The following is a 25,523-nucleotide window of genomic DNA, read 5'->3' as shown; positions in this document are numbered from 1 at the left end:
AACCCATCAACAAAGGGGAGAATAGACAGCAGGTTTACTCATAGAAAAAAAACACATTTTTTCGTCCTCTCCATATGGACACGGAAAATAAATGATGGTAAGATCGAAAGTAATAACCCAGATGAAATAAGGATTCATGAGATTTTGTTGAAAAAACGAATGTCCACACTGAATGGACATAAGTATACTCAAGATCATTACAAACCAGTACAAAACATCATCCTGATGGAGGGATTTACGTTGTCGAGCAAAGTTTTGGAGCAATTCTTACAAGAAAATTTGGCCGATTTGAAAGCAAAAGGACTATACAATGTGATTGATCCGTTGGAGAGTCCTAACGGTCCGACCATCAAAATCGGCGGTAAAGAACTGATCAACCTTTCTTCTAACAACTATCTTGGTCTCGCAACCGACCCTCGTCTGATCGAAGCGGCTACCGAAGCAACCCGGACATATGGCGTAGGTGCAGGCGCGGTTCGCACCATCAATGGTACACTCAAGCTTCACCTCGAATTGGAACAAAAAATCGCTGAATTCAAGCACACCGAAGCAGCGATCGCTTACCAATCCGGCTTCAACTGCAACATGGCAGCGATCTCTGCGGTTATGGATAAAAACGACGCGATCCTCTCCGACGAATTGAACCACGCGTCCATCATCGACGGTTGCCGTCTGTCCCGTGCGACAATCATCCGTGTCAACCACTCTGACATCGACGATCTGCGCGCCAAAGCGAAGGAAGCAGTCGAATCTGGCAAGTATGGCAAAGTGATGGTCATCACAGACGGCGTCTTCTCCATGGACGGCGACATCGCGAAGCTGCCTGAAATCGTCGAGATAGCAGAAGAATTCGACCTCATCACCTATGTGGACGATGCACACGGTTCCGGTGTCCTCGGTAAAGGGGCAGGTACGGTGAAGCATTTCGGTCTCTCTGACAAAATCGACTTCCAGATCGGTACGCTCTCCAAAGCAATCGGTGTTGTCGGCGGCTACGTAGCAGGCCGTCAAAACCTGATCGACTGGCTCAAGGTTCGTTCCCGTCCGTTCCTGTTCTCCACAGCGCTCACACCGGCTGACGTAGCTGCCGCTAAGCGTGCGATCGACATCCTGATGGAGAGCACAGAGCTGCACGACAAGCTCTGGGAGAACGGCGACTATCTCAAAAAAGGTCTCAAATCCATGGGCTTCAACATCGGCGACAGCGAAACCCCGATCACCCCTTGCATCATCGGGGAAGAGAAGACCACCCAAGAATTCTCCAAGCGTCTGTATGAAGAAGGCGTCTATGCAAAAGCAATTGTATTCCCAACCGTCCCGAAAGGCACAGGCCGCGTGCGCAACATGCCTACTGCCGCACACACCAAAGAAATGCTCGATCAAGCACTTGCCATCTATGAAAAAGTAGGAAAAGAAATGGGGATTCTCTAGGATGAAAAAAATTTTGGTGACCGGCGCACTCGGTCAAATCGGCTCTGAGCTTACAACCAAACTTCGCAGCGTCTACGGAGCAGATCATGTCATCGCCACCGATATCCGTAAAAAGGAAGATGACATCATCGTGCAATCTGGGCCATTCGAGGTGCTTGACGTAACCGATGCCCAGAGAATGTTTGACATCGCAAAAGCATACCAAGTGGATACCGTAATCCATCTGGCTGCTCTCTTGTCAGCAACAGCGGAAGCCCAACCGCTTCTCGCCTGGAATCTCAACATGGGTGGTCTGGTCAATGCACTGGAAGTCTCCCGTGAGCTGAACTGCCAATTTTTCACCCCAAGCTCCATCGGCGCATTCGGCCCAAGCACACCAAAAGACAACACCCCGCAAGACACGATCCAACGCCCAACCACCATGTACGGCGTGAACAAAGTAGCAGGCGAACTGCTCTGCGACTACTATTTCCACAAATTCGGTGTCGACACCCGCGGTCTCCGTTTCCCTGGCTTGATCTCCTATGTGACTCCTCCAGGCGGCGGCACGACCGACTATGCGGTAGAAATCTACTATAAAGCTGTGCAGGACGGCAAGTACACCTCCTACATCGGCAAAGGCACATATATGGACATGATGTATATGCCAGACGCGCTCAACGCGATCATCAACCTGATGGAGACAGACGGAAGCAAGCTGATCCACCGCAACTCCTTCAACGTCACCGCGATGAGCTTCGAGCCGGAGCAAGTGGCCGCTTCGATCAAAAAATACATCCCAACCTTCACGATGGATTACAATGTGGACCCAGTCCGTCAAGCCATCGCGGACAGCTGGCCGAATTCCATCGACGCCAGCGCAGCCAAGCAAGAGTGGGGCTTCACCGCAGACTACGATCTCGATAAGATGACCCGCGACATGCTGGAAAAACTGCGTCAGAAGCTGGTAGAGAAGGCGAGCTAGGAACTGAGTTTTCCCCATACTTCCCTTATATAATAGAAGAAAGACCAAAAGTCCGTAGATGGATTTTTGGTCTTTTTTATGTTCTGAACTAAAATGACATTCCCTTCATAATGAAATAACACCGTTAAGATCTTATGATGGAGTTAGGAGTTGGCTGAGGACTTCACATACTTCATGAGAGGAGACGAAATAGTGTTAAGAAGAAATATCATTTTGATTTTTTGTGCAGCTCTTATTACTATTATGACTATTTTTCCGATTACTTCTAAAGTAGCCATGGCGTCAACTAAGATCGAAACTGACGAAGCATTTCTTAAAATCGCAGACCCATATGTCAGGCTTGAACCAGGGAAGAAACAATATCAATTACAATCAGATGCAAGCAAGTATCTAACAGCGGTGGAACTTAAAAAGATAAAAAAGATATTGAAGCAAACCAATAAAGAAGTGTACCGACTGAGAAAAGAGCTAATCGTATCCCCTGAGAATGGGAAAGTATTGGTACCTCGAAACCAAACTGGCAATAATAATACGGGTTTTATGATACAATCTATTAATAAGAAAAGAACATTTGACTACGAGTTTACTTGGTGGGGACTTCGAATGTACTGGTCTCACGCATTCGTTCAAAAATTAAACAGTAATCTTGCTTTATATGGAGCGGGAGTTGCCGGTTTCAATGCTGCGCTTAGTGCAACGTTAAGTTATTTCGCTATTACTCCACCAGGGTGGCTTACCAGCTTTATTACAGCTACAGCAGGGCTAAGTGTCTGGGCTTTTATCAGACAAGATAAGGGATGTGGAGTTTATCTCGATTGTATTATGTATGTCCCGACACGGTGGTATTCCGCTTGTTAACTTCAAGAGAGGTGTTTAGAATGAAGCAACCTAACCATAATAGAAGCGCATATAAACAGTCCATTTTCTGGCTTGCTATTGCTGTTTTATTACTTGGATATTGGTGGTATAGCAAGTAAAGCATGATAAGTGTATTATAAATCCCCATCGTAAACGAGACGATTGGGGATTTTTCATTTTAGATAAATCATTGCTGTTAAACTTAATCAGTAAACCCCCGAACATCCCCGCTCAAAAATCCCCCCACTTTACTAACTTCCATTTCCTGTCGAATACCCGTTATGATGACACTAAACAGATGTTTGAAAACTGACATTTATTCAATCAGGATAAACGATTAATAACTAAAACCTAATGTAATGAAAGGGGAATCGGAATTGATGAGACACGAAATTGATACGGTCATCATCGGAGGCGGACAAGCTGGTCTGGCGATGAGCTACCATCTGACCAAACAGGGGCGTCCTCATATTATTCTGGAAAAAGGCGTGATCGGAGAGACATGGCTTCGTAAGCGCTGGGATTCGTTTCACCTCGTCACACCCAACTGGATGCTGCAGATGCCGGGTTTTCCGTACCAAGGCAATGATCCGGACGGTTTTTTGACACGGGATGATGTGGTGATCTATTTGCGCCATTACGCCTCGCTGATCGATGCCCCGGTTCGTTACGAAGCTGTGCACAAAGTCGGGATCGCCCCTCACCAACCCAACACCTACCTCGTCGAAACGGACAAACATACATATGAAGCATCCCATGTCATCATCGCCACCGGCGCTTTCCAACAGCCAAAAATCCCGTATCTGAGCGAAGCCATCACCAAGCAGGTTCAGCAGATACACTCCAGCCATTATCAAAATCCTAACAAGCTCCCGGCAGGCAATGTATTGGTGATCGGGACAGGGCAGTCCGGCTCTCAAATCGCCAAGGAGCTCCACGAAGCAGGGCGCAACGTATTTTTGGCAGTCAGCAGCTGTGGACGATGCCCGCGAACCTATCGGGGCAAGGACGGAATCTGGTGGTTTAACCAAATGGGCCTCTACGAGCGCACCCCAGACATGCTCCCATCTGCAAAAGCACGCACCGCCTGCACACCGCACACATCAGGGAGAAACGGCGGGGAGGAGATCAACCTCCGTCAATTTGCCCGGGACGGGATCAAGCTGGTAGGCCGTTTTCAGGATGCGGCTGGGACGCGGATCGTGTTCGCAGATGATTTGCAGGACAATCTGGATAAAGCCGACCAATTCGCTTGGACTATCATGAAAAGGGTTGACGATTATGTGCAAAAGCACGGACTGGATGTGCCCGAGGATGATCTGATGCAGCGCGACCAAGAGCTGGCCACCGATGAGATTGAGACGGTGCGTGCACTCGACCTGATCGAAGAGGGGATTACGACGATCATCTGGGCGACTGGTTATAAGCCGGACTACAGCTGGATTGATGTCCCGGTGTTTGATCATAAAGGCTTCCCGGTTCACGAGCGGGGTGTGACCGGTTCACCAGGACTCTATTTCGTCGGTCTTCCTTGGCTGCATAAGCAAAAATCACCGCTGATTATCGGGGTCGGACCCGATGCGGAGTATATTGCGGAGAGGATGCATGAGAAAGCTCAATTAGTTAACCATAAAAATATTATGGAAACTAATAAACTTGAGCAAATGAGTGATCAGCAGAGGAACAGCAGCTATGCCACGGCATAAGTTGGCGTGACAAACGGTTCCCAACTACATCACCTTCACCTTCAAAGGAGGATGTCCCGGCTTCTTGCCGCATCGGGATGTTCTTCTTTTTTTCGCCAATAGAAAAGAGCAAAAAAAGAATTGCTAAAAGTCCCAAAATTATGTAATATAGATTTTCGTCTAAAAAATCAACTATATAAGGAAAGCGTGGGGAGCGAATGAGATTCCGTGATTTGCATGCGAACATCAAAATCCGTTTTTATGAGATGTTCCTTGGCAATCTGCTGGGTAACATGATTTACCCGTTTATGGCGATTTATTTTGCGCAGAAATTCGGGGCAGCGATAACCGGGATTCTCTTGGCCGTCAACATTGGGGTAGGGATTGTCGCGGGAATGTACGGGGGGCCGCTTGCTGACAGAATTGGCAGACGAAAAATCATTTTGGCAGCGGAGAGTCTGCGTTTTTTGGCCTTGATCGGACTGGTCATCGTCAATTCACCTTGGCTGGAGATGCCTGTCGTTACTTATCTGATGATGATGCTGATCAACATCGTCTGGGGAATTTCGTCACCGGCCAATGAAGCGATGATAGTTGACTGTACAACCAATGAGAACCGTCCATTCGTCTACTCGCTCAACTATTGGTCATGGAATGTGACCATGCTCATCGGCGGGATCGTCGGAGGATTTTTCTTCCAGTCATATCGGTTTGAGATTTTCATCGGAGCGGCTTGTGTCTCGCTCATGGCGATCGGGTTGCTGTTGTTCTTCATTAAAGAAACCTATCAGCCTACTGCCACTGTGCAGCAGGTGAAAACAGGTATCACGAATCCATTCGCCTCGCTTGCTTCGTATAAGTCGGTGCTTGCGAACAAAATCTTTCTGCTGTATTGTGCGGCAGCCACTCTCAATGGTGCTATTGAGAATATGGGGTTTAGCTATATCGGCGTGCGGCTGGCGGAACAATTCGGAGAACAGCAGCTTTTAAGTTGGCAAGGCTGGCAGCTGAAAGTAGACGGAATCGAGATGTATGGTGTGCTCAGCTCAGAAAATGCTCTATTGGTCGCGGTTCTTGGCCTCATGATCCCATTCTTGATCCGGCGTTTTCGCGAGCAGCACACATTGTATTTCGGCATCGTGACCTATACGGTGGGCTATGCGTTGTGTGCTGTGTTGAACCAGCCGTGGATTCTTTTTGTAGCAATGTTCCTCGCTACCGCAGGCGAGCTCATCTGGGTACCGGTCCAACAGACAGTGATGGTCCGTCTGATACCGGGTGAGAGCCGCAGTACCTACCTGGCGTTTAACCGAATGGCGAATTCGGTCAACCAGATGACAGGCCCGCTTGCCGTCACGGTGGGTTCGTTCGTATCTGCGACAGGGATGGGGACGATCTTCTTCCTGTCGGGGATGATGGCGATCTATCTGTTCACGGTTTTGTTCCGTAAAATCGCAGCAGACCAAGCGCAGGCTGCGACGGAGGGCTCAGGTGCCTAAGAAGAGGTGGGAAGAGAGCGGGTAACGCTCAGTCTATTTTGAAAACAAGCACTTGAAAAGAGTAGATTCACAGTACAACTCCATTTCACTCCACTTAAACACTAATAAATAGCGACACCCAGCTAAAGATCATTAGCACGGGTGTCGCTATTGCTTGTGGCTTACATCCTTCTCCACCCTCGTACAGCTTCGTAACAGTAACGAGTGGTTGAATTGATGCTTACCAACTTCTACTTAAATTCCACCTGAATCTCGTATCCAATCTGCTTCGCAAAACGCTGCAACAGCTCTTCCGTATGCTTCTCAGCCGATTGCAAAAGACCTGCATCAGTCGCTTCCCTGTTGATTTTGCGAGTCATTTCTTCATTAGAGATAAAGGATAAGCCCTCTTTAACCGTAGTGGTGGAGCGGAATAACCCTTCATCGGTAAAGATCTTTACCTTGTCCAGCTGGATCAATTGATTTTGAATGGTGGCTTTGGGAAGCTGTAGCTGGATGGTTTTGTTTATATGATCAATCGAGATATCATCTTGGCTAATGTTGCTAAGATCAATTCCAGCTGTCACCTTGGCTGGCACCACCAGAAAATAGAAGCGTTGTGTCCCAGGCAGATGAAACGGCAAGTCACGTCCAAACAGCTTATGATCCTCCCCCTCGACCGTAGTCATCACGATCGCCTCGGCGGTAGAGAGATGGTTGAGCTCCTTCAGCTCGGTCACGAACACTTCTGTATCATGAATCGGCTTGGGCAACAGAGCCGTAAATAAAAAAGCGGCCAAAAGAAGCAACAACAGAGTGCCAAGCATATAGGCGAGCCTGCGTTTGGTCAGAAACGGGGCAGAGGGAGTGGGGTGAGAAGGATCAGTGGGATGGGGATCGTCTTTTGGCGGCAACAGGTGAGAGTGAGAATCAGAGGCCATCGTGGCAGAGGTCTGTTGTTCTGCCTCTTTCAACTGTTCTAAAACCCCTTCCAGCTGCCCCAACAGTTTGCCTGTGTCTGGTTTCATCCCGATTCTCCTTTCGTATCGGCACATGTGTATGATTGTATAAATATTCAACGCAAAATTCGACAATCCTTCCGTCAGCCTGATGTTTGTCGTTAGGCATCACTTTTTGCGGTTTGTTGGCATATCATAAGGAATTCAAAATGACCACTTCGCGTTTGGTCAGTAACAGGCACGTCCATACTGAATGCTGTAGGAGGTGTACGGAAGATGTTTGTTGAGATTGTAAAACGACAGGATGACAGCAACGATGGTGGGCTGGACGTTCTCGTTTTCGGTGAGAAATTAACCTGTGACGAGCATGGTCATTTCCTTATACCAGGTCAGTTCGTCACGGGATTAAAGCCTGCAGATCTGCCTGCCGGAGTTGGGTTTCGACTGCTCGATCAGCTGCGATCAGGTGCGGGCTTCTATAAAGAGGATTGTGTCGTGCTCCGCTATCACCCCGAGGGGCAAGCGATTCAGGTGCAGGTGACGACCACGTACGCAGCGCAGGAGTGGGACGGATTGTTCAACCTGCAAGCTACCATCGAAGCACGGAGGCTGGTGGTAGATCAGGCGGACGGATACCACCTCGAGTGGCATAAAGCAGATGAGGAGTGCTGCGAGATGGTCTTTACTTTTCAGCAGGAGACGCTGGAGGATGATCTCGAACGGCTGATGGAGACGATCTGTGACCGCGTCCGCTGGGTGGAGGAAAAGGCAAATGAACGGCTGTGGTATGGTGGATTGGGGCGGCTGGGGAAGGACGACCGGTGATGGGGCTGGTCGTTTTTTTGTTGGGCAAAGGTAAGGCAATGAGGTATTTTTTCAATCTGTATGAAGGGATTAACGTTGATGGCGTGGAACTGTCAGTACGATGAGCGACTTGCGGCTGGCGCAGGTCGTTTTGGCTTTTTGCCTCTGGCTAACCAGCTAATAACTAGCAGGAAAGACCTGCTGGGTATGTTTAATGTATGGAGTGATCGCAATGACAATACTGCCAATTGATTCTATATTGGGGGAGCTGACCACCACGCTCCACACCCACCCCAACTGCGTGCTGATCGCCGCTCCCGGGGCAGGAAAAACCACCCGTGTCCCACTGGCGCTCTTGGACGAGCCATGGCTTGGCGACCGGCGGATTCTCATGCTGGAGCCGCGTCGGCTGGCTGCGCGTTCTGCCGCACGCTACATGGCCCGCTCGCTTGGAGAGCAGGTCGGGGAGACGGTCGGCTATCGTGTCCGTAATGATACCAAGGTCGGGCCTAAGACCCGCATCGAGGTAATCACCGAAGGCGTATTGACGCGGCTGTTACAGGCTGATCCGGCTTTGGAGGATGTGGGAATCATCATTTTTGACGAATTCCACGAGCGGAGTCTGCAATCCGATCTGGGGCTGGCACTGGCGTTGCAGTCTCAAGCGATTTTGCGTGATGACCTGCGTCTCTTGATCATGTCTGCGACACTGGAAGCCGAACCGGTGGCCGCGATGCTAGACGATGCCCCGATCATCACGAGCGAGGGACGCAGTTATCCGGTGGAGACCCGCTATCTGAGCCGACCGCTGGAAAAAGACAAGCCGATCGAGTCCGCCGTCGTCCGCGCCATCCAAAATGCACTTGCCCAAGACCAGGGAGATCTGCTGGTATTCCTCCCGGGTGCAGGGGAGATCCATCGGGTAGAAAAGAGACTGCACGAGATCATGGACAAAAAACAGGTGCGGATCGCTCCGCTCTATGGCAATCTGCCGCAGGAAGCCCAAGATGCCGCGATCGCCCCAAGTGTCGCTGGCGTGCGCAAAGTCGTACTGTCCACCTCGATCGCCGAGACGAGCTTGACCGTTGAAGGCGTGCAGGTGGTCATCGACAGCGGACTTGCGCGTGTTTCCCGGTTTTCCCCGCGCACGGGGATGACCCGTCTGGAGACGACGACGGTCTCGCGTGCTTCTGCTGACCAACGCCGGGGCCGTGCCGGTCGTCTGGAGCCTGGCGTATGCTACCGCCTGTGGACAGAGCAGGAAGACCGGATGCTCCCCGCCCGCAGCACGCCCGAAATTCTCGATTCCGATCTTGTACCGCTCGCATTGGAGCTGGCGGTCTGGGGTGTGGCAGACCCGTCAGAGCTGCTCTGGCTTGATCCACCGCCCAAAGCCGCCTTTTCCCAAGCGCGTCAGCTGTTGGAACAGTTGGGGGCCTTGGATGCAGCCGGGACGGTTACCGATCATGGCAGACGTATTGTGGAGATGGGCTTGCAACCGAGACTCGCCCATATAATTCTCAAAGCAATACCGCTCGGGCTGGGTGGTCTGGCGTGTGAACTGGCCGCGATTCTCAGTGAGCGTGATTTTGTCAAAGTAGATCGTGCCGAGCCGAATCGGGATATCAGCATGCGTGTGGAAGTGTTGCGTAAGGCGGAGGGGAGAGGAGGAGCAAGAGGTGCGGTGAAGACTGGAGGAAACCATGGAAAAACAGTGGAAGATGGAGACGGACTCTCCACGGTTGGCTCCATGGGCGATACCGTTGACACTGGAGCATTACGCAGGATCGTTACGGAGAGTCAACGGTTAAAGCAAAGCCTCACAGCGCTTGAATCATCTGCTGACACTAGTAAGCCTGTTCTTGCAAAAGACAAGTCTAACGCTATCCATGCGGGTTCCTCTGCAGACCTGCACTTTTGCGGTCTCCTGCTCGCTTTCGCCTACCCCGAACGGATCGCTCAACGCCGGGACGGTCAGCGCTATTTGTTGCGCAACGGGCGTGGAGCCTTTTTTACCGAGCAGCAGCCGCTGGCCAATCAGCCTTACTTGGTCGCTGTCGAGCTGGATGACCAAGGTGCGGAGAGCCGCATCTTTCTGGCCGCAGCCGTCGACAGAAGCGAGCTGGAGCAGCATTTTGCAGACCAGATCCAAGACGAAGCAGTCATCGCATGGGATCGCTCCGCACAAGCTGTTCGTGGACGCAAGCGATTACGGCTGGGAGCCTTGATGCTAAAAGACGCGCCACTGCCAAGTCCCGACCCCGACGACGTAGTGACCGCACTCCTGCAAGGCATCCAGACAGAGGGCTTGGACATCCTGCCATGGTCCAAAACCACCCGCCAGCTCCAGCAACGCCTTCACTTCATGCACCAGCATGACGCCGAGTCGCCGGATGTATCGGACGAAGCCTTGACCTCGACCTTGTCCGATTGGCTCGCTCCTTATCTCTATGGGATGAAAAGCCGTGACGACCTCCAGCGTGTCCATCTCGCAGAGGCACTCAAAGCAGGTCTTACCTGGGAACAGCAACAGCAGCTGGACGAGCATGCTCCGACGCACATCACTGTCCCAAGCGGCTCCCGCATCCCGGTGGATTACAGTGACCCGCAGAATCCCGTCTTGGCCGTCCGTCTGCAGGAGATGTTTGGATGCAGAGAAACTCCGCGGATCGCACGGGGGAGAGTACCGCTCACGATCCATCTGCTGTCTCCGGCGCATCGTCCGGTACAGGTGACACGAGATCTGGCGAGCTTTTGGCAGAACACGTATTTTGAGGTGAAAAAGGACTTGAAGGGGAGATACCCGAAGCATCACTGGCCGGATGATCCGTTGAGTGCGGTGGCGACGAATCGCGCGAAGCCGAGGACGACGTAGATTTTGAATAAAGGAAGACCGTTTCTCTTAGACACTTCCACCCCAAATGGCAACGTTTTTAAATCGCTCATTGACGAAGGGCAACGATTGGTAAGATAATCCAACAAGGGGGGAGTTACTCATGACTGTAGAAGAAAGAATCCAAACCACCTTGCAAGAGCTGACCAACGACGGCTTATTCCACATCGAAAAATGGCAATACGACGCCGAGTATTTCGGCAATATCTACGCCATCCTGACCTCGGATCGCATCGGGGTTGAGGTACGCTTTACGATGGATCGGGGAACCAAATGGTGCGAGCTGACCTCGATCGCCAACCCGCATAAGACGTTCGCTCTGACTGAACTTTTGGATGTGTTTGGGGTTCCATATGAAGAGAGCGGGGACAATCTGGCTGATATGCTTGGTATGATGAGTCTTGCGTCAAAGTTAATCAGGCAGATGCAGCACATTTTCCATCAACACATAGAACCATAGAAAGCAGGTAATGGCATGTCACACATGTACCACCTCGGAAAAGAACACCTGATCTACGCCATGTCACCAGACCATCCGCCTGCGCTGACCGTCCCCGCAGGCAGCACGATCCAACTGGAGACCCGTGACTGCTACTCTGATCAGATCGTCTCGACCGACTCTGATTTTTCCCAAGTCGACATGTCGCGGGTCAATCCAGCTACCGGTCCGGTGTATGTCGAAGGGGCAGAACCTGGCGATATCCTCGTCGTACATATTAAAACCATCGAGATCAATAACCAGGGCGTCATGGTCACCGGCCCCGGACGCGGTGTGATGGGACATGAACTGGAAAATATCAATATTCGCATCGTGAACATAGAGGATGGTTACGCTGCTCTCACAGACAAGCTCAAAGTTCCCTTGCAAAAGATGATCGGCGTCATCGGTACAGCACCCGCGTCCGGTTCTGTCTCCTGCGGTTCGCCGGGCGAGCATGGCGGCAATATGGACTGCAAACAAATCCGCGAAGGCACCACTCTTTTGCTTCCGGTCAACGTCCCTGGCGCACTGTTTGCGCTCGGTGACCTGCATGCCGCGATGGCGGACGGGGAAGTGGCAATCTGTGGTGTTGAGATCGCAGGTCAGGTCACGGTCAAGCTTGATGTGGTCAAAGCAAAAGACACAGAAAAGCCCTGGCCGCTCCCGATGCTGATCACAGACGAGCATCTGATCACGATCGCCTCAGCAAAAGATCTCGATTCAGCTGCCAACCGTGCCACCGTCAACATGGTACACTTTTTAGCTGATGAGCTGGGTCTTGGGATGCACGAGGCGACCTGCCTGCTCTCTGCGGCAGGTGACTTGCGGATCTGCCAAGTGGTCAACCCGTTAAAAACAGCCCGGATGGAATTGCAGATCCGTTACGCGACAGAGGCGGGTTTTGACCCGCAAGCATGTAGCGGACAGAGCCGTTCGTAGACAGACTCACCTGAATCGTAAAAACGAATAGAGGCAGACCCAGTGGTAGTTGATACCAATCTGGATCTGCCTCTTTTTGTTGTTAACCCGAACCTATTGGAGTTGTTTATCTCTATGGCTGAGGGCAACCGATGTGATAAATGTCGCCTTGGTATGTCGCGACCTTAGCTGCTGGGTCCCATGCAGTAAGCGGAATGTAGCCACCATATTCGTGGACACTGACATAGTACCAATCATCAGGCACTCCACCAGGGAAGTCGACTTTCCATGTCACAAACATGGTGCATGGTGATTGATCAAATTCGGTGGTTTTCTCATTGGATGCATAAGTTGTAGGAGTGATAGCGGTTGGAACAACGAGCGCTGCCACAGTCAGAAGACCTAAGATAAGATTTTTTTTCATCATGAACGACCAACCTCCTTCGTTAAAAACACAACTTGATTATATTACATATTTTTCTAAAAATCACCAATTATTTTAATAGTAGTAACCGTCTCCATCCAGTTGCTTCCGTTTTGATGGTTTTCTCACTCGCTGCAAAAGTCGTTGGAGTAACAGTGGTTGGAACAAGGAATGCCGCAATAGCCAGAAGACCGACAATCGCATTCTTTTTCATCATGAACTACCTCCTTATTGCTACCTATGTTCATTTCCTACCGCATCGTTTACAATATAGGCATCATTTACTAGTACATGGAACATAATCGCATTTGCAGCATGAGGAAGCATGAGGAGACCCATCTATGACGACGACAACAAAAGTAGTTCAGCTAAAAGGCCCGCTTATCAGCAATTTTCGAAGTTTTATGAATGATCCGATGGCATACCTGACTAGCCTGCGTAATCTGGCTGATGTGGTCAAGCTATATCCAGGCGACATACAGCCTACCTATATCATCAATTCCCCCGAGGTGGTGCGCGAGATTCTGGTCACCAAAGAGAGTCAATTTCATAAAGGACGCCCGTCTCGTATTCTCGAACTGACGGTGGAGGACGGTCTGCTCACGACAGAAGGGGCGCGTCATGATGTACAGCGGAAGATGATGCTGCCTGCTTTTCATAAACAGAGAATTGCCGGATATGCCGACATCGTCACTGAATACGCGGACAAGCTCGGTCAAGCGTGGAGCGAAGGTGGCCTTAGGCCCATCCCCGACGATATGATGCACGTGACCTTGGAGATTATTAACAAAACCATGTTGGGCACTGATTTCGGCGACAGAACCGAGCGGATCGGCAAAGCGGTGGAGGGCTGTCTGGAATTTACCTCCAAGCGTCTTTTCTCGTTCATCCAGGTGCCGAAGTTCATCCCTACCAGACAAAACCGCAAACACCAAGCAGCCGTACGTGAGCTGGATGACGCGATGTACACCTTGATTAAGGAAGCGCGCAAGCAAAAGGAGCAAGCCGCCGAAGCTGGAATCAAAACCGAAGCTGGAGCCCATACCGGAGAACACCACTTGCTCGCCATGCTGCTCGAAGCCGTCGATGAGGAGAATGGCCGTCCACTCACCGACTACGAGATTCGCAACCAACTGCTAACCATCCTGATCGCAGGGCATGAGACATCAGCTGTCTCCATGTCATGGGTCTGGTATCTGATCTCCCAAAACCCTGAAGCGGAGCAGAAAATGTGGCAGGAGCTAGACGAGGTGCTGGGGGGACGGACCCCTACGTTTGCCGATTTCCCAGCGCTGACCTACACCCAGCAGATCGTGCAGGAGGCCCTGCGCCTGTACCCGGCGGCCTGGACGATCATGCGTGAAGCCTACAGCGAAGTAGAAGTAGGCGGTCACCTCTTCCCGAAAAAATCGATCTTCGTCATGTCACCATGGGTCATCCACCGTCACCCAGCCTTTTTCAGCGATCCAAAGAAGTTTATCCCAGAGCGGTTCGGGGCCGAGGAGAGCAAGCGTATTCCGAGGTTTGCCTATTTCCCGTTCAGCGGGGGGACGCGGACGTGTATCGGCAATAACTTTGCGATGATGGAAATGGTGCTGTTGCTGGCTGTATTGGGACAGAGATACCGTCTGCGTCTGGCAGAGAATCATCCACCGGTTGTGCCGGTTCCAGATTTGACGCCGAGAATGAAACATGGGTTGATGATGCGGGTGGAGAAGCGACAGGGGAAAAAGACTAATTGAGCAAAAAAGCGAAGAACCCACTCTGTCAATCGCAGTGGATTCTTCGCTTTTTTGCGTTTCAAGAAAAAGACCAAAACCAAAAGAGCAGGAAGCCCCACGTCTGAAGAACGTGAACAGGCAACCTGCTCTTTTTTATCTATACTCTCCTACCCTACTCCCTAATCAAAATTCCGGTTATCTCTTTTTCTATTCTGATTCTGCCGTAAAATATGGACGGCGCTCGTGCTGCTTCTGATGCTCAGGGAGCATCGCAATGAAGAACTCAGACCAGTCACCCATGCGCACACGCACGAGGTCATATCTCTGTGCATTTTGAGCGGCTTGCTCATAAGTCGACTGGTGCCGCGTTGGAGATATGCTGGTTGATCCACTCATTGTCCCAGCTAGACATCGCTTGGTAGATATTGCGGAACGCAGGTTCGGCAGGCAGATCCTGTGGAGCAGGGATCGGGCTGAAGTCGGACGCGGTTGGCGCACTGCGGAGGCGTTTGTCGTGGTGATCTGGGACGGATGCGGAGTACGCAGAGAATTCTTTTGACCACATAAAAACACTGGACCCGCAGACGCATAGGCCGTCCCTTGGTTGAGCGTATGTTCGAACGCATTGAGCATCGGCACATTGGAGAAGGCAAACTCCGTTTGACCGGCAAACATCGGATCATAGCAGCCGTCGCAGGCATAGTCACGCGCACTGGCCAGAGTGACTTGGGAACCGCTGTTTTTCAAGCCTTCGACGAGACGGTCGTCATGGATCAGGATCGGGTGGGCACCGCCGCTGAGGATTGCTTTTGCCGCTTCTTCGATGATCTCCTGTGCCTTGGCTTCACTGATGTTGTCTGCCAAGAAGAACGGGTAGAGCAGCTGATCCAATCGGCCAATCGCCACAGGCTCGCCGGTCAGGTGGAGACAGCTATGCATGGTGAAAAGCAGCTGGGTCGCTTCCAAGAAAGGACGATAAGATTATTTTTTTATAAAGAAAGCGGGAGAACCAAAGCAGGCGCTATCCAATAGTCTTACTATTCTTTGTAATATATCAGGAATGTTGACTTTCTTCTTGCTCGATTTGGTTGTAAAATAGAGCAGAAACGTATAAGACAGGGGTTGCATCCGCATGACAGAAGAAAACAAATCCGTCTCTGCCGAAGTGCAAGAATCCACAGGCAAAGTAAGCCTCAAAGAAGCCATGATGCGCAAGCTGGCTGAGAAAAAGCAAGCGCAAACCAATGCCAATGCGCAAACGAATCAACGTGCCGGCAATCAAATGATGAAAAGCCAGCAAACCAAAAAGCAAAACAACCAGCGCAGACGCATGGGTGTGTAACACTGCGGAGAAGCTACCAAGTACTGACGGTAGCTTCTTCCTTTTCAAAGAAGAGGGGGAGAACCATTGAAACGAATCTGCGTCTATGCCGGTTCCAGACCGGGCAAACGTCCATCTTACAGTACAGCAGCCCAACAGCTGGGGGAAGAATTGGTCAAGCGTAACCTTGAGCTCGTCTACGGCGGAGCCAGCGTCGGACTGATGGGAGCCGTCGCTGATACCGTCATGTCCCAGGGCGGCAAAGCCATCGGGATCATGCCAAAAGGCTTGTTCACCCAAAGACACTCCGGTTTAACCGAGTTTCACAATACCGAAAGCATGCATGAGCGAAAAGCTATGATGGCCGAGCTATCCGACGGCTTTATCGCGCTTCCCGGCGGTTTTGGCTCATTTGAAGAGCTGTTTGAGGCCATCACCTGGTCCCAGATCGGCATTCACAAAAAAGCGGTCGGCCTGCTCAACGTCGAAGGCTTCTATGATCCGCTTGTCCGGCTGGTAGAGCACGCGATCGAGGAAGAATTCGTTCCTGCTGAATCGATGGGCTTTATCATCGTGGACGCCGATCCTGCATCGCTCCTCGATAAAATGGCTGCCTTCGTCCCGCCGACAGGCAAACTGGTTGTGGAGTAGATGCAACCTATGACGAGACCATTACAAACAGGCGGCGCACAGACCATCGATCAAGTGATTCAACAGTTAGACGAGGTGATCGCGTGGTCGATCTCCGAAAAAAGCAGACTTGGCTATTTCGCCGCGCTGTACCGCAGAGTTACTGTGCAGGTCAAGGAGGGGATCAGCAAAGGTCAGTTCCAGGACGGCCCACGCATGGAGCGTCTCGACGTGATCTTTGCCAACCGCTACCTGACAGCCCTCGATGCTTATCTGAACGGAAAGCCCTGCAGCAAGAGCTGGCTGGTCGCCTTCCGGGCAGCCGAGCAGAAACAGCAAATCATCCTGCAACACCTGCTGCTTGGCATGAACGCCCATATCAATCTCGATCTGGGCATCGCGGCGGCAGAGACATGTCCAGGAGATCAGATCGAGTCACTGCACGACGATTTCATGGCGATCAACACGATTCTCGCTTCCTTGGTTGATGAGGTGGAGTCCGAGATCAATGAGCTGTCCCCGTGGATTAACCTGCTTGACCACATCAGCCCCAAAGCTTCCGATGCCATCGTCAATTTCAGCATGCAAAAAGCCCGCGACTTCGCATGGGATTTCGCGCTCAAGCTTGCGCCGGCTGACGCTTCTGGGCAACATGCTGAGATCTCCGTAAAAGACATCGAGATGGATCTGCTTGGACAGATCGTAGCCAAGCCGCCGGGGTTCCTTTTACGCTTCGGTCTATGGGTCATCCGCCTGCGTGAATCGAGTGATATTGTACGTAATATTCAGATGCTTAATCGTAAAGCGGTCGTTGTTCCTTTTAATCATCCGGACAAGCCTAGCCAATCTGCGGCGGTTTAGGCGGGTGAGAGCGAGAGGATGAACGGTTTTCCAGTCGCCTTTCCCTCACTTCGTTCGGCCGGTCTCCTTACAAACCGTTCATCCTCTCGCTCTTCGCAGCCAAGATATGGTTGTGGGAGGAAAAGAAAAGACTACTGATTTGATAGAGAAAGCGGAGAGGTAATAGTTGGGGTACCCAATATCTCTGGATGTGACAGTTAGAGTAGAAAAGTAATGGATCGGATTGGCTTCCTGTTTGATTTGGTTTGGTACAGCAGGAGATGGTTTGCATATACGCTCCATAAAAAATGGTCAGCCAGATCTTATACTGGCTGACCATTTTTTATGGAGCTGATATTGGATAGTAGATAGTGGATAGCGGTATTTGACATTCTTCCCAAGTGCTCCAGCTTGGAGATGACGACAACAGCATTCATATACCCTAAGCGCTTTTTAAATAAAGGTTCGTTGACCCGCTAGAGCGTGAGGAGCATCTGTTTGCAAGGAGACCGGCCGAACGAAGAGAGGGAAAGGCGACTGGAAAACAGATGCTCCTCGCGCTCCTGCCGGAGCAAGCACCCTTTTTCTAAAACGCCGCCGTGATCGGCAACTTGAACGGCTGTCCCTCCACATCAAATCGCCCTCTGACCATCAGATGACTGCCACTCTCATACGGCACCGTCTCATACGCCCGAACACCAAGCGCATCCGGCTCAAAATAAAATTGGATCTGGCTAAACGGCTCCTCAATCTGAGAACAAATCTGCTCAATCGCAGGCAACTTCCGGCCAATCACGTCAAACAATCGGAGTGTGTCACCATCGACATCAAAGATGAGTAGACTGTTGTAGTCCTCAGAGAAGTACAATTTTGCCTGATAATAAGGATTGTACATATTCAACGCAAAAGAAGGCTGATGTGAAACAGGGGCAAACCGCTTAGAGAGAGGCTGATGCCCGTCAAAACATTCACGCACGATCCGCAGATCATTTTGTTCAAAAAATTCTAACTTACGTGCATATTGATTTGTCGATAAACCGTTATGTAGTAGCGAACGATGTTCCTGCACAGCAGCTTCAACAGAAGCTTCATCTGGAGCCGCTGCCGTAAAATAATGCTCCTGTACCGTACGGAATCCATACGGCGTATACAACGCAGGGTTTTCCGTCATCAAAATAGTGATCTCATACTGCTCATCGATCTCCTCAAGCATCTTGCCAAACACCTGCTTCATCAAGCCTAGACCACGATACTCTGGATGGGTCATGACCGACTGGATGCCTGCTGCGTGAATCTGCGTTCCGTTGATCACAAGCGGCATATCAAACATCGAGGCATTCGCCACCGCACGTTCTCCATCGAAAAGTGTGTAGGGCTGATAACTCGGATTCCAAAAGCCACGCGCATAAAAATCCCGAAGTACATCCACTGGAATCCCAAATACCGCATCAAACAACGGATACAGACGCTCCCGCATATCCTGATCAGAAGAATACTTGGAAAAAAAGTTGAGATTGTTCATATAAACTCTCCTATTTGTGGTTATACTATATCTAGGTAAAGATATTATAGGTTGGTAATGTTCGCTTGTAAATCCAGAACTCTCTTATCGACTTGACTTTCTAAACCAAATAACGTAAGATGAATAAACAAGCGAAAACGATAAAACCAGAGTCCTTCTATTTTTGTCACCTCAACTCACACTGGCGCGGTCTAGGAGCCGCAAGGATGGAAGAGAGGTAGGGCTTTCGTTGCTTTGAGATTTCAAAAATCTTTCCATAACCAATATAAAAACCTCATACGATGGATTTAATAATTCACATATTACAAAGGATTATCAATTCCGGATTAAGTGCCACCTGGTATCCTTTCTAATATGTGAATTTTTATTTACTGAGTAAATACTAGTAGCATATTAATAACATTTCTTGGAGGTCCTACTCATGGAAACAACTGGTACAGTAAAATGGTTTAACGCGGAAAAAGGTTTCGGTTTTATCGAAGTTGAAGGCGGCAGCGACGTATTCGTTCACTACTCCGCAATCACTGGCGACGGTTTCAAAACTCTTGAAGAAGGCCAACGCGTTTCCTTCAACGTAGTTCAAGGCAACCGTGGTCCACAAGCTGAGAACGTTGTAAAACTGTAGTCTTACACGACTGCTAGGAAAGAACCGCTCCTGATGGGGCGGTTTTTTTGTTTTTCTCTCAATCACGTATCAGGCACAGGTAAAAGACGCCAATCAGGGCGTCTTTTTTCATTATAAAAGATACCTCGTTCAAGACATGGGCTTCCAGCAGACGGCAACGTTACCACGAAGACCATCTATCGGCAGGCCAGGGAGGGTTGTTATCATGGGAAAAGTTTTTTGATTAAAAGGTTTCTCAGTGAAAGGAGAACAAAATGAGTAAAACTCCACGACGTTGGACTCGTCGTTTATCTATTTTCCTCTCTGCAGCACTTGGACTTAATCTGATCTCCACGCCGATCGTCAGCGCGGCCCCCGGTCAATCGGAACGGGCCGTGAAGAAACAAACTCCCCAAGCTGACATCGGTGATCTCCCCAATAAATTGCCGGCTTCTAAGCTGGAGTTGACCAGAAAGCGAACGAAATACTCTACCCGTTATCTGAATCCAGATGGCACGTTTACCGAAGAGATTTTTCTGGAACCACAGTTCTATCAGGACGAAACCGATCACAAATGGAAGAAAATCGATAAAACGCTGAAATCCAGTTCGGCAAAAGGAGGCTCATTCACCAACGCTGCCAACGATTTTGCCAGTACATTTGCCAGTGCTTCCGGCAATGGTGAGCTGGTAACAGTCGAAGAGAACGGCAAAGGGCTCGGACTGATTCCAGCCGGTGCAAAAACCTCCAAAGCCACAGTGAAAAGCGATGAAGTGACATACCCTGAGCTGTTCCCGAATGCGGATGTCCGCTACCGTGTACTGGCCGATGGGGTCAAGGAAGACATCATCCTGAAATCCTACACACCAGGACAGACCTTCAGCTTCGAGATGTCCCTGCGCGGGATCAAGGAAGTGGTACAGGCAGACGGCACGATTGTGTTTCAGGATGCCAAGGGACAGATTCTCTGGTCATTGGCCAAGCCATATATGGTCGACGCCAATGGCAAGTATTCCGATCAGGTTCAATTGAAGCTGCGCAAAGCTGGCGGCAAAACCTATGTGGATGTCGTGGCGGACGAAGCCTTCCTGAAGGACAGTACCACGCGTTATCCGGTGACGATTGACCCTACGATCAATAGCTGGGATGTCATCCGAGATCAATTCATCTCCAGTACCTTCCCGGCATCTGTCTACTCAGCCGAAGCCTTCATGAATACAGGGGCACATACGTATTATGGTGCGACCCGTTCCCTGCTTCAGCTGTATCTGCCAAGCTTGCCAAGCGCAAGCAAGATCCAGAGCGCTACGTTTAACGCGTATCAGAATAAAACAGACAGCACGACTGCAACCGTAGAGCTGTACCGTGTGAACAGTGACTGGCTTGGCACAGCGACATGGAACACCCAGCCTGCCATTGGGGCTCAGGCAGAATCTGCGGTAACCAGCAGCACCTCGCAAGCCTACTGGCAATGGTATATCACCCCGCTGGTCAAGGACTGGTATCAGGGCAAACAGCCGAACTACGGCATCATGTTAAAACAGCAGAATGAGACTACCTCAACCTATCGTTCTTTTAACACAGTGAACAGCAGCAACAACACCCCGCGTCTCTCCATTACGTATAGCGTAGATGGGATTGGATTTGAGGATTATTGGACGAATACGACAGACGAGGTGAACCCGGCCAACGGGAACCTGGCATTGAGAGAAACAGATGTCTCTGTGGCAGGCCGTGGCTTTACCACGGATGTCACCCGTACGTATAACAGCCGCAGCTCAGAGACGGCAGGTACATTCGGCTATGGCTGGAGCAACAACCTGGATGCCCGCCTGATCGATGCCGGGACTGGGCCGATCACCTTCATTGACGGCGATGGGACCAGCCACTTCTTCGGACAAAATCCGAGTGGCGGCTATACCGCTCACGGCGGTGTCAATGTGGACCTCACCAAAAATGCGGATGGAACCTACACGCTTGAACAGCCGGACAGCTCCAAGCTTCATTTCAACACAGCAGGGCGCCTTGCTTCGATGGTGGATTCTGCGGGCAATAAAAGCACGTTGAGCTATGGCACCGATGGCAAGCTACTTTCTGTGACCAAACCGGGAAATCTGGTTACCACCTTCAGCTATACGTCCACAGGGCATCTGGCAAGTGTGACCGACCCTGCCAAACGTTCCGTTTCCTACGGGTATGACACCCAGGGCAATTTGGTCACGGTGACGGATCAGGCCGGGTACATCACCAGCTACACCTATGATGCCAATCACAATCTTTTAACGGAAAAAGATGCTCGGGGCAACACGACCACCTACGCTTACGACACTTCTGACCGTGTAAGCAGTGTCAGCCGACCGATCACGATCAACGGTACACGTCAGATCAGTACCGTCACCTACGCATATAATCCGGCATACTCTGTGACCTCTGTGACGGATGCTGAGGGACGTCGTGTCGACTACAGCTACAATGCGAACGGGAACATCGTACAGACCACGGAAAATCCACTGGATGAAGCGAATAAAGCAGTGGTCACTTATGCTTATGACAATAACAACAATCTGACCCAAGTGATTCATGCCAATGCCAATAAAGCGGGCACCGGTGAAACCTACGTGTATACCTATGATGCAGACGGTAATATCACGAGTGTGAAAGAGCCGCTCAATCAGACAGCCTACTACACCTATGACACCCAGAATAACCTGACCCGTGAACAGGACCCCAACGGCAATTTGAACGATTACGATTATGACGACAGCAACAACCAGACCGAAGCAATCGATTCCAACACCCAGACAGTAGCGAGCCGTTATGCTTCGAACGGTAATATGTTGTATGACACGCATTCGATGTCGGCAGCCGATAATCAGATCAGCAACTCGAGCTTTGAATTGGACAAGACAGCAGATAACTGGCCGGATGGCTGGTGGAATGCTACCGAAACCGGAAAAACAGCCACTTTTGGCCTGAGCTCCATTTCTAAATTTGGGAACAAATCGATCAGCATCTCCAATCCAACCGGCTGGGCTGTTGTGATGTCTAACAGCCTGATCCCATACACAACGGGTCAATCCTATGTGGTCAGCGGTTATGTGAAGACAGCAGCCGCAACCGGAAAATCACTGATCAAGCTGGAGTTCCTTACGTCAACAGATGACTGGCTGGGCCAACATACTTCCTACACGCTTGTCGGCACGAATGATTGGACCCGTATCCAGGCTTCCATCGACAAGGTCCCGGCCAATACTGCCAAAATCCGTGTTTCTGTCGGACTGGAGCCAGGGACAGGAACCGCCTATTTTGACGGCATTCAGTTGGAAAAAGGCAGCGTCCTCAGTGCTTACAATCTGGTCGACAACAGCAGCATGGAGCGCGACACCAATCAGGATTTGATTCCGGACAATTGGGAGGTCAGCTCCAATGTGGTTGCCAATGACAAGCTGGTATCAGACGCTTATGTAGGCAGCAAGTCATTCCAGTTGACAGGAGAAGCCGGCAAAAACAAATTTATCAAGCAACGGATCGTTGTGTCCGGCGACGCCAATACCCCGATGACCCTCTCAGGCTGGTCCAAACAAGAAGGGGCGAACATCAACGGCGGTCTCTATCAAGTACAAGTAGCGGTCAATCATACAGATGGTACGATTGATTGGAGTAACGCCAACTACTTCAGCAAGACACGTTCCGGCTGGCAGCATGTCTCCGCAGAGGTAAAGCCGACCAAGCCGTTCCAGTCGATTGACGTTTTCTACTATTATTACAACCAGACAGGGACAGCTTGGTTTGATGCGATCCGTATGGAGATGGGCGCCTCCCATACGTTCTATGGATACGATGCCACTGGCAATTACACCACCAGTGTAAAAAATCCACTCGGTCGCACCATCACCTACAATTATGATGAGGCCGGCAACCGTATCGGCATCACAGATTCAAAAGGCAAGCAGACCACATTCGCGTACGATGCGCTCAACCGACTGACCAGCTTGACCGACGCCAATCTGGGCGTCACCAAGTACAGCTATGATGGGATGGGCAACACGACAAGCGTCACCAACGCGAAGTCAGCTGTCACTACCTATGCGTACGACGAATTTGACAATGTCTCCAAAATCACCAACCCGCTGAACCAGAGTATCGTGTTTGGCTACAACAAAAACGGTTCCCTGACCAACGTGACCTACCCGAACGGCAATACGGTCAGCAGCTCACTTAATGCGATGAACCGCATTGACAACGTCTCTTACAACGGTGTGAAGCAGTGGGCGTTCACGTATGATGCCAATGGAAACACCACTTCAATCACCCATGTGCCAACCGGCAAGGTGACCAGCTACATTCACGACAAAAACGACCGGATCACCGAGCAGGCAACGGGTCAAAACCGACTCAGCTATGGCTATGATAACAACTCCAACCTGGCTACGGTCACAGCGACAGCGGGCAGCACGTCCCTGAACACTCAATATGAGTACAATTCGCTCAACCAAGTCACAACTCTAACTCAAAATGGCGTCCGACAAGGTAAGTTCATCTATGACGAACGCGGCAATCTGATTTCCACCATGAAAGGAAATAAGACCTACACCGCTTCCGAGTACGATGATACCAACCGGATCAAATCGGTGAAAAACTATGATGCATCCGGCAATCTTTTGGATTCGTATGTGTACGGCTACGATGAATCGGGGAATATCGCAAGCGTCACCACCCGTACCAACACGATCCAGTATCAATTCGATGCACTCAATCAGCTCACCAAAGAGACACTCAACGACGGGACGACAATTGCCTACGAATATGACAGCGTCGGCAACCGCACCAGAAAGACCGTCACCAAAGGCACAACCAGCACGGTCACGACTTACTCCTACGACCTTGCAACCCAACTGACAGCCGTCAATGGACAAGCGTACAGCTACGATGCCAACGGGAATCTGCTTGCTGACGGAACCAAAACCTACAGCTATGATGCAGAAAACCGCTTAGTCGAAGTGAAGACAAAAGCGGGGGTAAGCCTCGCAACCTTCGCCTATGACAAAGACGGCAACCGCATCCAGATGAGCACACCGGCGGGTACGACGAACTACACCTACAGCGGTGACAAGGTTCTCTATGAAACAGATGCGGCAGGCACGATCACAGCCTCCTACACATGGGATGCAGAAGGCAACCCGTTGACACTTACCAAAAACGGTGTCACCTATTACTATCATCTCAATGGTCACGGCGATGTCACCAAGCTGACTGATGCCAATGGTGCAGTCGCAGCCGAGTACGAGTACGATGCTTGGGGGAATATCATTTCCCAGTCCGGACAACTGGCAGCAAGCAATCCGTACCGCTATGCAGGCTACCGTTATGATGAAGCAACAGGCCTTTACTATCTGAGTGCCCGTCACTATGATGCCAACACAGGTCGTTTTACCACACGGGATACCGTCACGGGTGCCAAGCACGAGCCATTAAGCCAACATCTCTACCTCTACACACACAACAATCCGGTTATGTTCACCGACCCAAGCGGCAACATTATCCCGTTGATTGTAGGTGGAGCCGTAGCGGCCGAGCATCTGATCGCGGTAGGGATGGCCCTCTCCGCTACCGGAGCGATTGTCAACACAGCCACACTGGTCAAAAATAACCGCAAAAATAATGACCCGAAAACAGGTATTATTTATCTGCGCACCGTGAAAAATGGCAAAAATATAGGGGCAAAATACGTCGGGAAAACCAATAATAACGAAACCTTCAAAAAGCGCAGAGCGGCACATGACCGCAATGGTAAAAAAGCCGGGGAGTACTACAAATATTCGGTGCTAAAAGATAGAATTAAGCTTAGCGAATTACGCTACTGGGAACAGTACTATATCAATAAGCACGGCGGCAAAAGCAAGCTGCAAAATAAGATTAACTCAATCGCACCGAAGTATTGGAAGGATTTAGGACTCTCTTACGGCGAAACCAAAGTAAAATACTGATGA

Annotated in this window: 20 protein-coding genes; 15 read left to right on the top strand and 5 right to left on the bottom strand. The window is 50.5% G+C overall.

What is annotated here, in order from left to right; genetic code table 11:
* Positions 1-240: 240 nt before the first annotated feature.
* From FGI41_RS00900 to FGI41_RS00880, 5 genes are all read left to right on the top strand, one after another.
* The gene (locus FGI41_RS00900) at positions 241-1,431 is read left to right on the top strand and encodes a glycine C-acetyltransferase (RefSeq protein ID WP_139488025.1); all 1,191 of its coding nucleotides are present in this window, start codon (positions 241-243) and stop codon (positions 1,429-1,431) included.
* A gap of 1 nt (position 1,432) precedes the next feature.
* Complete coding sequence (locus FGI41_RS00895) at positions 1,433-2,395, top strand: L-threonine 3-dehydrogenase (RefSeq protein ID WP_139488024.1); 963 nt, start codon at positions 1,433-1,435, stop codon at positions 2,393-2,395.
* Positions 2,396-2,587: 192 nt separating this feature from the next.
* Positions 2,588-3,253, top strand: a complete 666-nt coding sequence (locus FGI41_RS00890) for a hypothetical protein (protein WP_139488023.1) — start codon at positions 2,588-2,590, stop codon at positions 3,251-3,253.
* 380 nt (positions 3,254-3,633) lie between these two features.
* On the top strand, positions 3,634-4,959 hold the full coding sequence (locus FGI41_RS00885) for an NAD(P)-binding domain-containing protein (RefSeq protein WP_176560056.1): 1,326 nt from the start codon (positions 3,634-3,636) through the stop codon (positions 4,957-4,959).
* A 197-nt stretch (positions 4,960-5,156) separates the two neighbouring features.
* Entirely contained in the window at positions 5,157-6,437 is a 1,281-nt protein-coding gene (locus FGI41_RS00880; protein ID WP_139488021.1) for an MDR family MFS transporter, read from the top strand.
* Positions 6,438-6,667: 230 nt separating this feature from the next.
* Here the strand turns inward: FGI41_RS00880 and FGI41_RS00875 are convergent, their stop codons facing one another.
* Positions 6,668-7,444, bottom strand: coding sequence for a DUF4230 domain-containing protein (locus tag FGI41_RS00875; RefSeq protein ID WP_176560055.1), 777 nt, complete (start codon positions 7,442-7,444; stop codon positions 6,668-6,670).
* Between the two features lie 207 nt (positions 7,445-7,651).
* Between FGI41_RS00875 and FGI41_RS00870 the strand changes: the two genes are divergently transcribed.
* The 4 genes from FGI41_RS00870 (at position 7,652) to FGI41_RS00855 (ending at position 12,492) form a co-directional block, all read left to right on the top strand.
* A complete protein-coding gene (locus FGI41_RS00870; RefSeq protein ID WP_139488019.1) occupies positions 7,652-8,200 on the top strand; it encodes a hypothetical protein in 549 nt (182 codons plus the stop codon).
* A gap of 211 nt (positions 8,201-8,411) precedes the next feature.
* Complete coding sequence (hrpB, locus tag FGI41_RS00865) at positions 8,412-11,054, top strand: ATP-dependent helicase HrpB (RefSeq protein WP_139488018.1); 2,643 nt, start codon at positions 8,412-8,414, stop codon at positions 11,052-11,054.
* Between the two features lie 121 nt (positions 11,055-11,175).
* On the top strand, positions 11,176-11,532 hold the full coding sequence (locus tag FGI41_RS00860) for a hypothetical protein (protein ID WP_139488017.1): 357 nt from the start codon (positions 11,176-11,178) through the stop codon (positions 11,530-11,532).
* A 24-nt stretch (positions 11,533-11,556) separates the two neighbouring features.
* Positions 11,557-12,492 carry an acetamidase/formamidase family protein gene (locus FGI41_RS00855; protein ID WP_139488325.1) on the top strand — a complete coding sequence of 312 codons (936 nt, stop codon included), beginning with the start codon at positions 11,557-11,559 and terminating at the stop codon, positions 12,490-12,492.
* A 112-nt stretch (positions 12,493-12,604) separates the two neighbouring features.
* On the opposite strand, the gene FGI41_RS00850 is transcribed toward FGI41_RS00855, so the two are convergent.
* Together FGI41_RS00850 and FGI41_RS24680 are read right to left on the bottom strand one after the other, a co-directional pair.
* Complete coding sequence (locus tag FGI41_RS00850; RefSeq protein ID WP_139488016.1) at positions 12,605-12,898, bottom strand: hypothetical protein; 294 nt, start codon at positions 12,896-12,898, stop codon at positions 12,605-12,607.
* A gap of 67 nt (positions 12,899-12,965) precedes the next feature.
* On the bottom strand, positions 12,966-13,112 hold the full coding sequence (locus FGI41_RS24680) for a hypothetical protein (protein WP_176560054.1): 147 nt from the start codon (positions 13,110-13,112) through the stop codon (positions 12,966-12,968).
* Between the two features lie 124 nt (positions 13,113-13,236).
* Between FGI41_RS24680 and FGI41_RS00845 the strand changes: the two genes are divergently transcribed.
* Positions 13,237-14,637: a cytochrome P450 gene (locus tag FGI41_RS00845; RefSeq protein WP_139488015.1), complete on the top strand. Its 1,401-nt coding sequence runs from the start codon at positions 13,237-13,239 to the stop codon at positions 14,635-14,637.
* A gap of 186 nt (positions 14,638-14,823) precedes the next feature.
* On the opposite strand, the gene FGI41_RS00840 is transcribed toward FGI41_RS00845, so the two are convergent.
* Positions 14,824-15,582: a pyruvate formate lyase family protein gene (locus FGI41_RS00840; protein WP_255298248.1), complete on the bottom strand. Its 759-nt coding sequence runs from the start codon at positions 15,580-15,582 to the stop codon at positions 14,824-14,826.
* A 166-nt stretch (positions 15,583-15,748) separates the two neighbouring features.
* Here FGI41_RS00840 and FGI41_RS00835 point away from each other — a divergent pair, with 166 nt between their 5' ends.
* The 3 genes from FGI41_RS00835 (at position 15,749) to FGI41_RS00825 (ending at position 17,428) form a co-directional block, all read left to right on the top strand.
* Positions 15,749-15,958, top strand: a complete 210-nt coding sequence (locus FGI41_RS00835; protein ID WP_139488013.1) for a hypothetical protein — start codon at positions 15,749-15,751, stop codon at positions 15,956-15,958.
* 66 nt (positions 15,959-16,024) lie between these two features.
* Complete coding sequence (locus FGI41_RS00830) at positions 16,025-16,588, top strand: LOG family protein (protein ID WP_139488012.1); 564 nt, start codon at positions 16,025-16,027, stop codon at positions 16,586-16,588.
* A 9-nt stretch (positions 16,589-16,597) separates the two neighbouring features.
* Complete coding sequence (locus FGI41_RS00825) at positions 16,598-17,428, top strand: DUF5995 family protein (protein WP_176560053.1); 831 nt, start codon at positions 16,598-16,600, stop codon at positions 17,426-17,428.
* Between the two features lie 565 nt (positions 17,429-17,993).
* On the opposite strand, the gene FGI41_RS00820 is transcribed toward FGI41_RS00825, so the two are convergent.
* A complete protein-coding gene (locus tag FGI41_RS00820; RefSeq protein ID WP_139488011.1) occupies positions 17,994-18,929 on the bottom strand; it encodes a GNAT family N-acetyltransferase in 936 nt (311 codons plus the stop codon).
* 421 nt (positions 18,930-19,350) lie between these two features.
* Here FGI41_RS00820 and FGI41_RS00815 point away from each other — a divergent pair, with 421 nt between their 5' ends.
* Positions 19,351-19,554 carry a cold-shock protein gene (locus FGI41_RS00815; RefSeq protein WP_139488010.1) on the top strand — a complete coding sequence of 68 codons (204 nt, stop codon included), beginning with the start codon at positions 19,351-19,353 and terminating at the stop codon, positions 19,552-19,554.
* A 254-nt stretch (positions 19,555-19,808) separates the two neighbouring features.
* Positions 19,809-25,520: a DNRLRE domain-containing protein gene (locus FGI41_RS00810; protein WP_139488009.1), complete on the top strand. Its 5,712-nt coding sequence runs from the start codon at positions 19,809-19,811 to the stop codon at positions 25,518-25,520.
* The last annotated feature ends 3 nt before the right edge of the window (positions 25,521-25,523 follow it).

Origin of the sequence: Brevibacillus dissolubilis (assembly GCF_006170445.1) — a bacterium.
Lineage (GTDB): Bacteria > Bacillota > Bacilli > Brevibacillales > Brevibacillaceae > Brevibacillus_B > Brevibacillus_B dissolubilis.
The sequence above is the reverse complement of the archived record's forward strand: the minus strand, read 5'-3'. Positions and strand labels throughout refer to the sequence as shown.